The following is a 13,200-nucleotide window of genomic DNA, read 5'->3' as shown; positions in this document are numbered from 1 at the left end:
AGCTATGTCACGTGAAGAAGACTTTTCTCGCTCTCACGACGATAGCCTTGATCAGTTCAACCGGACCGGTCTCTGCTGCATCACCGACCTTAACATTGACGGATAACGTCAACATTCGCACGGCTGCCTCGACTTCCGCGAAGGTCATCACGACTCTAAAAAAAGGTACGAAGCTGACAGCTGTCAAGAAAGTCAACAGCTGGTACGAAATTCGCTACCAGTCAAAACCTGCCTTTATCACTTCAGCATACGTCAAGGCGACGACAGTAAAACCTACGACAACAACGACCTACATAACGAATACCGATGCTGTTAATATCCGCCAACAAGCGACGACTAGCTCAACATCATTAGGAAAACTCGCAAAGAACACGATTTTATCCGTCAAGAAAAAATCCGGTGACTGGTATCAAATCACGTACAAGAAACAAACCGCTTATATCCATGCATCGTTAGTCGATAAAAAGACAGCGAAAGTAACGACTACATCAAAGCCTTCTACGACGACACCAGTCAAGAACGTCATTAAAGCAGTCGATCGATCAAAAGTCTATACGGTCAACGCAAAAGAAGGGTTGAACGCACGGACTGCTGCAGCAACAAGCGCAAAAATCTATAAGACATTGCCCCATCAGACGGTTCTTGATGTGACAGGTGCCGTCGATTCATGGTATCAAGTGAAACTTGATGGAAAAGAAGCCTACGTGGCATCAAGTTATGTCAAAGCATCGACGAAAACTTCTCCACCAACGATTCCGACAACTCCTGGTGTTTCTCTGACACCTGTCGATGCCTCGAAGACATATCGTGTCAATGCACCGACAGGACTGAATGTGCGTACGCTTCCTTCGACATCCTCAAGTATTTTCACACAAGTCGCGCATGCTTCAATCGTCAATGTAACAGGAGAAACGACAGGAAAAGATAGTGGCTGGTATCAAATCAAAATCGGAACAGGTTTTTATTTCGTCGCAAAAAGTTATATCACGACAGGTTCCGTCACGACGACACCTCCAGTCACTCCTCCACCACCCGTGACATCCGTTCCGGGTTCGACATTGATGGAGCGTGCTATTTCAATCGGACAACAGTATCTTGGAACACCGTATGTTTGGAGTTCAAGCAACCCAGCTAACGGTGGCTTTGACTGTTCTGGATTCATCAATTATACGTTGAATGCCGCTGGCTATGCTGTCGGACGAACAAACGTCAACGGTTACTGGAACGATGATCGGTACCTCGGAGCGAAGTTATCAAAATTACGTCAACCAATGCGCGGAGATATCATCTTCTTCGAAAACACATATGCTGCTGGTCCAACACATATCGGGATTATGTTGAACAATGATCAGTTCATCCATGCGAATGAACCAGCTTTAGGCATCAGCCGTCTTTCGGAACGTTACTGGACGCAAAAACTGTTAGGCTTTAAATCACTCTAATCAGTTCCTCATCCATCCTTAAGGATGGATGTTTTTTTGTCTCGTGTTTCACTTTGGGATATACTGGATATAGAAAGGATGTGTCTGTATGTCTTACGCAACACTCTATGTCCGGCTACTCTTTCTTGCTTTATTGATTTTCGGTGGCTCCATGCTCATTCATTACATCCAGACGGGAGACATATATATCGGGCACTTGATCGTTTCCGTCCTTGCATGCGTCTTACTTATTGTTAAACGAACGACATCACCACACAAACAAGCATGAAGCGCACTCGCTTCATGCTTGTTTTTTCGTTATTGAACATTAACCAACGCTTGTATCTCCTGCTCGAGATCACCTTTTAGACGTTCACTTTGAAGTTCATCCTTCAATCGCTGCACGTCCTCCAAACGTTCCTTACCAACGCCTCGTTTCATCGCTAAGACGAGTGTCCGCAACATCATCGCTTGGTCAAACCCACTTGCTGCAAGCCACGCATCTTGCATCTCCCATATCTTATCAATACTCTGCTGAAGAGTCTGATTTGGTAATTCGATACCGTTCATAAGGAGATGGACTTCCAGTTGTCCGATGTAATGCTTCGCGTCATCGATCGCGACAACGACGAGATTTTCCCACGCCATTTGCATTCCTTTCGTATCGTTTTCAAAAATCGCGATGAGTCCTTTTGTCAGATCGACTTCGATGCGTCCAACGCCATTCGTTCCACTAAATGCAAAAAATTGTTCCAGGCGATCAAACTCTCGCCGTGATTGTTCGACCTCTCCTTCTAGATACAAGAATAGACCGAGAAAACGTTGAAACGAAATGACGTGATAGTAAACATCTTGTTCCTGCATGTATTGAACACCTTCACGCAATAGCGCAATTGCTTCTGCGTAGTGATCATCGAACAAACTTGCTCGTAGGGCACGAAGGATTTGAAATTTTAAATAGGTTTTCGGCGCAAGAGGAATCTCACGTGGGACGTCCATGATTTCAATCAGTTCATAGCCTTCCTTTGTTCGTTTTAAATTAAATAAAAAGTAGACTTTTGCGATTTGGGCAAGTAATTGTTCATCTGAACGACCGAGCTGTTGAAATACTCGCTCTGCCTTCTCGAAATACGTCAAACCAAGCTCCGGGTCAGACATTCGGAGGGCATCGCCATATTCATGAAAGACCTGTCCTTGCCAGTAGGAATTTGTCTCTGGAACTAAATACGGTCGTAGGATTTCCTGAACTTTTTCGTCCGAATGATACGGAGTATCACGCGAACGAATCATTTCAATGAGTTCCCGCATCTGAACATCCCGCGGATCGAGCATTAATTCTTCAACTGTCACCTGTAATCGTCGAGCAATCGCTTGTAATGCTGGTAAAGACGGGGTCGCTTTCCCATTCTCGACCATACTGAGCATTGACTTCGTGATGATGCCGGTCGCAACGTCCGTTTGTGTCATTTTTTTCTGTTTTCGGATCTGTTTGATACGTTCCCCTAACACACTGGTCACTCCTTTTATCACAAAAGTTAAATTAAATTGAACTTTTTCTTTACATTTTTCTTCCACTCCTTTATTCTACACTAAAGTTCAATAAAATTTAACTCTGAAGGAGTGAACATGATGTCATTTAATTTGAAACGTGTCTTATTCGGAAAATTTTGTTCGTTGTTTGCGGCTAGTCTCTTTACGTTTGTTGCCGGACTGACCGTCTTACGGGAAACGTCGTCTGGTTTTCAGTTCGCGCTCGTGTTACTCGCAGGATCCGTACCACGGATTTTGCTCTCACCGATTGCTGGTGTGCTTGCTGATCGCTGGAACCGGAAACGCATCATCGTCACGACCGAAAGTCTAAGTGCACTCGTTTTATTTGGACTCTTGCTTTATTCGCTACAAGCTCCGCTACATACCGTCCATTACATCTTTGCTAGTGTGCTCTTGACGAGCCTGTCGACGTTCTTGTCGGTCACCTTATCAAGCTCGTTACCGCGACTCGTACAAGAAAAGGAGTTACAACGTGGGAATGCCCTCTTCTCGACGATTCAATCGACCTCAACGATTACCGCTCCACTCGTTGCGGGATTGCTCGTCGCCTCTGTCTCGATCACGCAATTCTTGGTTTTACCGTTTCTTCTGTTTGCCTCTGCTGCCTGGTGGAATAGCCGCCTCCGCTTTCTTGCAGTGGATACTTCTCCTCTAGCTACTACCGATACTCCGTCTTTTGTCACGGAGTTTAAAGAAGGCTACCGCTATCTATTCCGTCAACCGGTATTGACGACACTCGTCCTGATGGCGATCGTCCTAAACTTCTTTTTTGTCGCTTTCGAAATCTTGTTACCGATCATTTTGCTCGATCGACTGCAATTCACGCCATTTCGGTTTGGACTGGTCGAGTCTGCACTGGGTGCCGGTCTTCTTGTCGCTTCGTTGCTTCTTGCCTTACCTCGCTTTACGGTGAAACGTCCATTACGAACAATATTCGAGTCGCTCTTTTTCATCGCCTCATGTTACGCACTTCCTGCACTTGCTCTACTCGGCTACGTTCCATCTACTCTACTACTACCTTTTTTCATGGTTCTATTGTTCATCGACGGCATGCTCGTCTTACGCATGAACATTCCACTACAGCTCATCGTTCAAAAACAGACCGATCCGGCTTACCTCGGACGTGTCATCGGTGTTCTAGAATCGGTCGCCATGGCGATGATGCCAATCGGTACCCTATTGTTTGGTTTACTCAGTGATCATGTGTCTATCATCGTGCTACTTGGAGTCGGTACGGTTGGCTTATTCGGTGCAGCGTTATTCGGCTTCCTCCGACTGCGTAACGACATCTTATCCGAGAACATTCCTGTAGCAGACGCAAAAAACACGTCCTCCCTCACTTCGTGAGAAAGGACGTGCGTATAATCAGACCGTCGCTTTGACAGCGTCCATGATGAATTTCAATGATTGTTGTTTTGCTTCTTTGTCAGCGATCATCGAAGCGATCATCACTTCGTCCGTTCCATATGAATCGGCAAGCTCTTGCAATTGTTTTGCAACGGATTCCGGGTTACCGACGATCATCCGCTTCCGGTTTTCAGCAATCCGGAACTGATCTTGGAACGTATACGGATACGCCGCTGCCTCTTCAGGAGTTGGCGTTCCTGTTGACGAGACGCCTTTTTCAAGTAAGAGCAGTGACAGGTCCAGGCTTGACGCTAGACGTTCTGCTTCTTCCGTCGTTTCAGCACACGTCACGAAGATCGAAACAAGCGTTTGTGGTGTCTCATTGAACGACGTTGCCATGAAGTTATGACGGTAGTAATCCATCACTTCTTGACCACCTTGTCCATTGATGAAGTGAGCAAATGCAAATCCGAATCCGCGTTGCGCTGCGTTCAAGGCACTCCCACCACTTGATCCGAGCAACCAGCCTTCTGGAGTCGTATCGACTTCTGGTGTTGCAACGAGTCCCGCGAACCGGTGTCCGGCAGGTGCTCCGTCTTTCAAGTAATCGACGAGATCATCGAGTTGTTCACCGTAATCGGCTCCACCAAAACGTGGCGACGATCCTTCCTGTAACGCACGTGTCGCAAGCGGCATACCGCCCGGTGCTCGACCGAGTCCAAGGTCGATCCGGTTTGGTGCAAGTCCTTCAAGAACACGGAAGTTCTCTGCAACTTTATAAGCACTGTAATGGGGTAACATGACACCACCTGAACCGAGACGAATCTGTTTCGTCACAGCTGCCATATAAGCGATCAAGACTTCCGGGCTTGAACCCGCTAGTGTTTTCGCAAAGTGGTGCTCGGATACCCACAGGCGATGGTAGCCAAGTTCGTCCGCGATTTTCGCGAGCTCGACCGTTTCGTGTAAGGCATCAGATGGGGATTGTCCTTTAGAGACCGGGGATTGGTCTAAAATACTAAGTTTCATGTATGTCTCTCCTTTTTCTTTCGAATGCGTACCTACACTGTACGCCTCCTCGTTGTACCGTGCAACGAAACTGCTTCTTTCGGTCGTGAGGACGTTTTCATTTTGAAATTCAGGGAACATTGCCTAAGTGAGTATAAAAATCTAACGAATGAGGTGGAGCTACATGTCAACGCATACTACGAATCAAGAAGCAGTCGAAACGGTCAAGAAACTGATTGATAAAATCGAAACAGCCATGCTGACAACGATTTCAGCAGAGGGACTCGTATCCCGTCCGATGCAAACACAAGATATCGAATTTGATGGCGACCTCTGGTTCCTCACTTCAAAAGAAACAGACAAATATCAAGAACTACTTAAAAACCCAAGTGTCAACGTATCTTATGTCGATAAATCATACGTCTCGATCCGCGGAACAGCGGAACTCGTTGAAGACATCGAACGGAAGAAAGAGCTCTGGAGCCCACGCTATGAAGCTTATCTCGGAACGACCTATGAAGATCCGAAAGTCGTCTTGATCAAGGTCAACACGGAAGCAGCGGAGTACTGGGAAACAGGAAACACGACGAAGTCCGTTAAACAAGTATTGAAAAAAGTCGTCGGTAAAGATGATGAGAACGAAATTAACAAAACAGTCGACTTGTCTTAACAAGTGAAGCCCACGCGACTAGCGTGGGTTTTTTTGTGCGAAGATAGTCGTTTTTCTCAAAATGATGTAACATAATAAAGTGAACTAATACGTGACTTAACTAAAAGGAGTACAATCATGGGAGAATTCATTACGTTATTACGCCGGGGTAACCGGTCGGCTTTGACGGCAGGGATCGTCAACTCCGTCATCGCCATCATTAAGGCAATCGCTTATGTCTTGACGGGAAATGTTGCGATGTTCGCTGAGATGATGCATACGCTCGGTGACGCTGCCAACCAATTTTTCGTCTTCATCGGCTCTGCCCTTAGTAAAAAGGCACCCACAAAACGATTCCCGAACGGCTTCGGTCGTCTCGTCAATCTCGTGTTGCTCGGTGCGATTCTTTTCGTCGGCATCATGGCTTATGAAACGATTCATGAGGGCATTGCCCACATTATCGAACCGACAGAATCGACAGGTTTTTGGATCACGCTATCTGTCTTGTTCGTTGGTGTCGTTTTAGAGAGTGGTGTATTTGTTAAAGCGATGCAGGAAATTGCACATGATGCAAAACTGGATTCAAAAGGACCACGTCTCATTCTTGATAGCTTTCGTTCACTCAAACAAGCAAAACCCGCCACACGTCTTGTGTTCCTCGAAGACTTAGTCGCAACCGCTGGTGGAGTCGTCGCGATGATCGCCGTTATTATCTCGCATGTAACACCGTTCCATCAGGCAGAAGGAATCGCTTCGATTCTAATCGGACTGATGATGTTTTATGTCGTCGGGAACGTCTTTTTGCAAAACGCAGCCGGTGCGCTTGGTGAAGCCGATGAGACAATGGCTGCTCGCCTCGGCGGACTGATCATGAAAGATCCTGACGTCAAAGATATTAGTAAGCTCGAAGTTATCAAGGAAGGCGACCATTTCCACGTCGAAGTCGAAATTGAAGTCGATCCGGCGTTGACGATTGCGCAAGCAGACGACATCAAAGATCGTCTCGAACTCCAGATTCGATTGCAACAAGGCATCATCGACGTGACAATTGGTTTTGATGAAGACGATAAAATTCAACAATACATCGTTGCTTCTGACGAGTCATGAACCCGTTCACGCAAGATGTCCTAACAATCATTCGCTCGATTCCAGCTGGTCGCGTCATGACTTACGGGCAAGTCGCTCGGCTCGCCGGGCATCCACGGAGTGCACGACAAGTCGCACGGATTCTCCACAGCATGAGTAAGACGGAACGTCTACCATGGCACCGTGTCCTTGCTGCTGGTGGCAAACTGTCGCTTGAAGGTGACGAACAACGACTTGCGCTTGAAGCAGAAGGGATCGAGTTCCTAAATGATCGCCAACTCGATTTATCGCGTTATCAAGTAAAAAGTGAATAAATAAAAAAAGGGATGACCGGTATGTATACCAATCATCCCTTTTTTGTTGTTTTGAATTAAGCTTTCGACGTACTCGAAGCCGTAGCAATTTGCCGACGCACTTCTGCTTCAAGTTGCGGTTCCGGTGGTTGCCAGCCTTCCGGTTTCATGACTTTTTGGTCTGATTCCCGGAAGATCGGTTTGCCGTCCGGTCCAAGCTTCGCCATGTTGGCACGCTGCACGATTTCGAACAATGGAGCCGGATCAAGTCCGATTTCAACGAAACTTCCCATGATGAAATAGAGAGCGTCCGTCAAGGCATCGCCTTGTCCGACGAGCCGTTCGACGTCTGTTTCGGGTTGTTTCATCTGAAGCGATTTTTCGACCGCTGTATCAAGCCCTGACTTGAAACGCTCGATCGCTTCGAGAAATTCTGCTTCATTCGTCGCCGATTGATGCAGGAACTCAACGACCGCTTCTTCCGCCGTCCAAGTCGAGCGTTTGATCCCACGATCGACTGTCATAGGTGTTGGCGTCGTTGCACCAGGGTGTGAAAACACACGGTGGAATTCCTTTACGTCTTGATAATAATTTGTCATAACCGATCATCCCCTTTTACCGAATGTCTCCATTCTAACAGGTTCAGAACCGGAGTTCGACTCATTGACGAACGACGTCGAGTAAAGCCATCCCGCGTGTAATCAATTCATCTCGTTGCTCAGATGTTGCTTTTAAACGCTCGAGATCAGCGATGAGACGCGGTTGATCGACTTCGTCCGCTAACTCGAGTAATTCGAGACGAAGCAACCAAGCATCTGGTAACTGGACGAGTGTCTGATCGATGAGTTGTGGCAATCGTTCGCGACCAGTACGTCCTTCGCGAATCTCGCGGACGACTTCGAAGATTGGATCAGCAGCTGTCAACGGACGTTCGATCCGTTCGAACTCGACTGTTTCCGGAATCGGCTTTAGCGCTTCGACTTCTGTTCCTGGGAACGCTGACGTGATGTCGCCGACAATCAATTCCATCCGATCCATCGTCATCGTTTTTCCATCGTTCGTTAGTGTCGCTGTCTCTAAGATGACGAGTGCGCGGTGACCATTGACGTTTTGAATCGCCGTGATATCACCTGTAACTTGGACATTGCCTTCCGTCCAGTCCAGACGCTCACCGACTTTGACTTGCATCAATACTTCATTTAATTCCTTGCCATGAAGGAGTGTAAAGCCTTCGGGATGATCAGCAAGACCTTGACCTGTTAATACTTCACCGTTTGCAGCAAGCGCTGTCGGTCCTGTCAGTTTGACAAGGTGCAACGAATCGTGAATTTCTTGCGTTTCAGGAACACCGACGAGCGAGAGACCACTCTCGAAGACGAGCGTCGACAGGTTACCTGATTCGACTGCTTTCGTCAGTCCGTGGATACCACCGCGGATGTACGACATCGATTGGGCGAATTCTTCAAGTGCATCGCGAAGCTGTTCAAACGATTCACAGACGAAGAGCTCTTTTTGCATGCTCGTCACGTCATGTTTCGTCGCAAGTGCTTTCTCAAGCGAGAACGGATGTTTGACGACAGCGTCCGTCAAACAGTGGCGACTTTCACCGACTGATGAGAGAAGACCTGCACCGTAGATTTGCGGATTGTCGATGTCACCAATCAGACCGAATTCAACCGTCCACCAGAATAGACGTGAGATTTCATTGGCTTCAGAAATGCCTTTGACATGTGTCCGTGTCTCAGCGAGCTCGATTTCAGCTTGCTCGATATCGGCTGGCGTCGAGAAAGGACTCTCTTTGACGATCGTCAACTTCTTGAGTGCTTTGAAGACGTCATGCTCTGCTTTATGGTTAAAGGCATGTGCCCCGATTTCACCAAAGCGACGAACGAATTCCGCGTAGACCGGATTCATTAAGATCGGCGCGTGTCCCGCTGCTTCGTGCAAGATATCAGGCGCTGGTGTGTAGAGAATGTTATCGACTTTTCGGATATCAGTCGCGATTGGCAATAGACCGTGACCTTGGAAATCAAAGAACGCGACGCCGGGAATGAGACCATCAACAGCGACTGTTCCCCAGCCACCACGGCTTAGGTTCGCTGTCATCTCGCGCACGTCCGGAATCCGTTCCGGGCTGATTCCTGAAGCGGCAAGTCCTTCGAGGTATGCCGGATGCGCCGTATCTTGTAACGTATTTAAGTTCAGTCGCATGACGTATCTCCAAACGGCATGATCCGTTGGTGTGTAATCTTCGTAGTGCTGTGGTGCGACGTGTGGACGTAAGTGACTTGGAATGATTGGTGTAGACATATAAGTTCCCCCTTGAATGAATGTGAGATAACAAAAAAGCCCCTGCCGAACGTATTGTTCGACAGGGGCGACGAAAGCCGCGGTACCACCCTGATTACCCAGTCATCGACTGAGTCACTTGATTGGGATAACGGTGTGCTCCGCTCGCTTACGCAAGAAGCTCAGAAACTGTAATTCAACACCATCTGTGTACACGTTCGCAGCGCCACGTGCTCTCTGAAACAGGGAGATGGTCTTTACTTCGGTTTCATCATCGCTTAATCTTTCGTTCTGTTATGCTGTTATACTGTTATGCTTTTAGCAAGTAAAGTATCGTTAAGGAGGACTATACGCTTACTTTTTACTTTCGTCAATGGCTTTTTTGCGTTTAAATCGATTAAATGTTTTGTCCCGGACCGATTTTTGCTCGATCGTCAGCGACGTGATATGACGACGAAGCGCACCATTGAGCCGTTTTTCGAAAGATTCAAGTTCTTGGATCCACTCGTTCATCGAGACGACGATCGGTAGAATTTCCATGATGACTTCTTCCTCGAGCTCATCTCGGTCAAGAAACGAATGCTTGACGAAAGCGATGTTCTCTTTGACGAGATCCTCCATCGCGAGCGGTTCTTCCGTCAACAAGAGATCATATGTCAGCAAGACCTTCTCTTGGCGCTGGGCGATGTGCATCAAGTGGTAGAACAATTCACTTCGAAGATCGTCAGCAATTGAGTCGAGTGCCTTCTCTCGCTCTCTGAAGCGTTCTGCTGTCGCGACACCACGTTCAAGACACGATTGCATATGTTTGAGGATCAACAGGTTCCGTAAGAGCGAGGCGTGCTTCTGACGTGTTCCTCGGATCTCTTCCTTGTGTAGGTTGAACAGATTTTGTGTCTCAAGGAGCGAACGTCCCATCTTATCGATTGCCGCACGATATGGGACGACCTTTCCTTCAAAGGCGATCGCCCGTGTGACGACGAGTAGCTTTTCGAAGAGTTTCGTTGCTTTTTGATAATAGACATTGCCATAGCGTGGCGGGAAGATTAGTGCGTTGATGCCGAGCGCACAGCCGATCCCGAGCATGACGAGCAAGTAACGAATCAAGACGACTTGCCAAAGTGGTTCCGTCGCAGTCGCGACACTTTCGAGAATGACGATGATCATCAAAACAACGTGTGGAATCGTCCGCCCGAAACCAAAAGCTAGCAAAATCGAGATTGCTGCCATGATGACGATACCGATGGCAAGCGGATTGGCCGGGTTATCCCCTAAAATCCATAACGCGAGTAATGTCAGAAAGGCACCAATCAAGTTGGCTTCCGCCTCCTCGAGAAATTGTTTCCATGTCTGATAGACCGAGGGCAGGAGTGTCGTCGCTGCCGAGATCGCAGGTAGGATCGGGCTGAGGTTGAACAGATTACTGATCAACAGCGCCAAGATGACCGCAAGACCTGTCTTGATGGTCCGTGGTCCGATTTGTAAGGATTGTCCACCCATGTCCATCCCTCCTTCTTATTCAGTATGCCCTCTATTCTTTACCGTTAGCCGTTAAAATTCAACAAAAAATCCTCTCCGTTTGAAAACGGAGAGGATTTAGTCGACTTATGATGCTTTTGTACCTGTTCCTTCTGTCATTTCCGCTTTCGCGACCGATTGGTCAACGAGCGGCTTTTTGAGGAAGGATAGGATTGCTGCACCAACAAGTGAACCAATGAGGATCGCGCCAGCATAACCGACGATCGCCATGACCGTACCTGATGGACCATCAAGTAGCGGGAAGACGAAGATACCACCGTGTGGTGCAGGAAGCAAGACACCGAAGACGATTGTCAACGCACCAGCGATCGCTGAACCGATGACGCTTGACGGAATGACGCGGAGTGGATCGGCTGCAGCGAATGGAATCGCACCTTCAGTGACGAACGATGCTCCCATAGCGTATGCAGCGATACCTGCTTCACGTTCTTGCGGTGTGAATTTTTTACGTGCGAACAATGTAGATGAGAGTGCAACGATGAGTGGTGGAACCATCCCACCTGCCATGACGGCTGCCATGACTTCCGTGTTACCTGCTGTAAGAGCAGCTGTACCGAAAACATATGCTGTTTTGTTGATTGGACCACCCATATCGATTGCCATCATACCTGCGACGAGCATACCGAGAAGAATCGCGTTACCACCGCTGAGTCCGTTCAATGAATCTGTGAGCCATGTCATGAACTTCGCGATCGGCTCATTGATGACGAGCAACATGATCATCCCTGTGATGAATGAACCAAACAGTGGATAGAGCAAGACTGGTTTGATTCCTTCAAGAGCTGCTGGGAGACCTTTGAAGACTTTGACGAGCAGAAGAACAACGTAACCAGCAAGGAAACCGGCAATCAATCCACCGAGGAAACCTGCGTTACCGCTACTTGCAAGGAAACCAGCAATCAGACCAGGAGCAAGACCTGGTTTATCAGCGATCGACATCGCGATAAATCCAGCGAGGATTGGAATCAAGAGACCAAACGCTGCTTTCCCGATCGTCATCAATTGTGCTGCAAACTCATTGTACGATGGATCTTTCGGGTTCGCTGAGTTGATCCCCCAGAAGAAGCTGATCGCGATCAAGAGACCACCAGCGACGACGAGTGGCAACATCGCGGATACACCACTCATTAAATGTTTGTAGAATCCACCACGAGCTGGTTTTGAACTTTCGCTTGAACCGCTCGCTTTATAGACAGGTGCGTCCTGTTTAACAGCGCGGTTGATCAATTCTTGCGGTTTACGAATTCCTTGTGCAACGGGTACTTCAACGACGTGTTTACCATTGAAACGATCCATCTCAACTGCTTTATCCGCTGCGACGATGATCGCTGTTGCATCATTGATGTCTTGTTGTGTTAAACCGTTCTTGACGCCTGTCGATCCGTTCGTCTCGACTTTGATGCGGACACCCATTTCTTCTGCTTTTTGACGAAGCGCATCAGCTGCCATATACGTGTGTGCGATTCCTGTCGGACAAGCTGTGACAGCAAGGATATACGGTGCGTCTTGATCAACATTGTCGCTCGAGACGTCAACTGGACCTTCTTCTTCACGTTCTTTCGCTTCGATTGCTGCGATGACTTCGTCTTTCGTTTTAGCCGCAAGAATCGTATCGCGGAAGTTCATATCCATCAGATAAACGGAGAGTTTCGAAAGTGTTTCAAGGTGTGCGTTATCAGCGTTCTCACCTGCTGCAATCATAAAGAACAAACGACTTGGTTGACCGTCGAGTGCTTCGTAGTCAACGCCTGCCGAACGACCAAAGGCGATCGCTGGTGTTTTGACTGCTGCCGTTTTTGCGTGTGGAATGGCAATGCCTTCCCCTAAACCTGTCGTACTTTGCGCTTCCCGTGCGAGAATCGCTTCTTTATATGCCGAGCGATCGTTCAGTTTTCCTGCCCGATCGAGGACGTTGACGAGTTCATCGATGACAGCGGCTTTAGATGACGCTTGTAAATCGAGTTGAATCGTATCGCGTGTCAAGAGATCAGTAATTTTCATGAGTAGTCACACTCCT

12 protein-coding genes and 1 other annotated feature are annotated in these 13,200 nt (G+C 47.8%); of the genes, 6 read left to right on the top strand and 6 right to left on the bottom strand.

Annotated features, from left to right (window positions below; translation table 11 throughout):
* Nucleotides 1–11: 11 nt before the first annotated feature.
* On the top strand, nucleotides 12–1,442 hold the full coding sequence (locus ADM98_RS07585; RefSeq protein ID WP_053452942.1) for a C40 family peptidase: 1,431 nt from the start codon (nucleotides 12–14) through the stop codon (nucleotides 1,440–1,442).
* A gap of 88 nt (nucleotides 1,443–1,530) precedes the next feature.
* Nucleotides 1,531–1,710, top strand: a complete 180-nt coding sequence (locus ADM98_RS07580) for a hypothetical protein (RefSeq protein WP_053452941.1) — start codon at nucleotides 1,531–1,533, stop codon at nucleotides 1,708–1,710.
* Nucleotides 1,711–1,739: 29 nt separating this feature from the next.
* Here the strand turns inward: ADM98_RS07580 and ADM98_RS07575 are convergent, their stop codons facing one another.
* The gene (locus ADM98_RS07575; protein ID WP_053452940.1) at nucleotides 1,740–2,930 is read right to left on the bottom strand and encodes a helix-turn-helix domain-containing protein; all 1,191 of its coding nucleotides are present in this window, start codon (nucleotides 2,928–2,930) and stop codon (nucleotides 1,740–1,742) included.
* Nucleotides 2,931–3,050: 120 nt separating this feature from the next.
* On the opposite strand from ADM98_RS07575, the gene ADM98_RS07570 reads away from it, so the two are divergent.
* The gene (locus ADM98_RS07570) at nucleotides 3,051–4,319 is read left to right on the top strand and encodes an MFS transporter (RefSeq protein WP_082318519.1); all 1,269 of its coding nucleotides are present in this window, start codon (nucleotides 3,051–3,053) and stop codon (nucleotides 4,317–4,319) included.
* Between the two features lie 18 nt (nucleotides 4,320–4,337).
* Here the strand turns inward: ADM98_RS07570 and ADM98_RS07565 are convergent, their stop codons facing one another.
* Nucleotides 4,338–5,348 carry an LLM class flavin-dependent oxidoreductase gene (locus tag ADM98_RS07565; protein WP_053452938.1) on the bottom strand — a complete coding sequence of 337 codons (1,011 nt, stop codon included), beginning with the start codon at nucleotides 5,346–5,348 and terminating at the stop codon, nucleotides 4,338–4,340.
* 163 nt (nucleotides 5,349–5,511) lie between these two features.
* Here ADM98_RS07565 and ADM98_RS07560 point away from each other — a divergent pair, with 163 nt between their 5' ends.
* From ADM98_RS07560 to ADM98_RS07550, 3 genes are all read left to right on the top strand, one after another.
* Complete coding sequence (locus tag ADM98_RS07560; RefSeq protein ID WP_053452937.1) at nucleotides 5,512–5,997, top strand: pyridoxamine 5'-phosphate oxidase family protein; 486 nt, start codon at nucleotides 5,512–5,514, stop codon at nucleotides 5,995–5,997.
* A gap of 117 nt (nucleotides 5,998–6,114) precedes the next feature.
* Nucleotides 6,115–7,083, top strand: a complete 969-nt coding sequence (locus ADM98_RS07555; protein ID WP_053452936.1) for a cation diffusion facilitator family transporter — start codon at nucleotides 6,115–6,117, stop codon at nucleotides 7,081–7,083.
* Complete coding sequence (locus ADM98_RS07550; RefSeq protein WP_053452935.1) at nucleotides 7,080–7,376, top strand: MGMT family protein; 297 nt, start codon at nucleotides 7,080–7,082, stop codon at nucleotides 7,374–7,376. Before ADM98_RS07555 ends, ADM98_RS07550 begins: the two co-directional genes overlap by 4 nt.
* A gap of 56 nt (nucleotides 7,377–7,432) precedes the next feature.
* Here the strand turns inward: ADM98_RS07550 and ADM98_RS07545 are convergent, their stop codons facing one another.
* The 4 genes from ADM98_RS07545 to ADM98_RS07530 form a co-directional block, all read right to left on the bottom strand.
* Nucleotides 7,433–7,954, bottom strand: a complete 522-nt coding sequence (locus ADM98_RS07545) for a hypothetical protein (RefSeq protein WP_053452934.1) — start codon at nucleotides 7,952–7,954, stop codon at nucleotides 7,433–7,435.
* Nucleotides 7,955–8,015: 61 nt separating this feature from the next.
* On the bottom strand, nucleotides 8,016–9,665 hold the full coding sequence (locus ADM98_RS07540) for an aromatic amino acid hydroxylase (RefSeq protein WP_053452933.1): 1,650 nt from the start codon (nucleotides 9,663–9,665) through the stop codon (nucleotides 8,016–8,018).
* A 60-nt stretch (nucleotides 9,666–9,725) separates the two neighbouring features.
* Nucleotides 9,726–9,928, bottom strand: a binding site (T-box leader).
* 70 nt (nucleotides 9,929–9,998) lie between these two features.
* Nucleotides 9,999–11,144, bottom strand: a complete 1,146-nt coding sequence (locus tag ADM98_RS07535) for an FUSC family protein (protein ID WP_053452932.1) — start codon at nucleotides 11,142–11,144, stop codon at nucleotides 9,999–10,001.
* A 105-nt stretch (nucleotides 11,145–11,249) separates the two neighbouring features.
* Nucleotides 11,250–13,184: a PTS fructose transporter subunit IIABC gene (locus tag ADM98_RS07530; RefSeq protein ID WP_053452931.1), complete on the bottom strand. Its 1,935-nt coding sequence runs from the start codon at nucleotides 13,182–13,184 to the stop codon at nucleotides 11,250–11,252.
* Nucleotides 13,185–13,200: the final 16 nt, after the last annotated feature.

The sequence above is a fragment of the Exiguobacterium sp. BMC-KP genome, assembly GCF_001275385.1.
Taxonomy (GTDB): domain Bacteria; phylum Bacillota; class Bacilli; order Exiguobacteriales; family Exiguobacteriaceae; genus Exiguobacterium_A.
The sequence above is the reverse complement of the archived record's forward strand: the minus strand, read 5'-3'. Positions and strand labels throughout refer to the sequence as shown.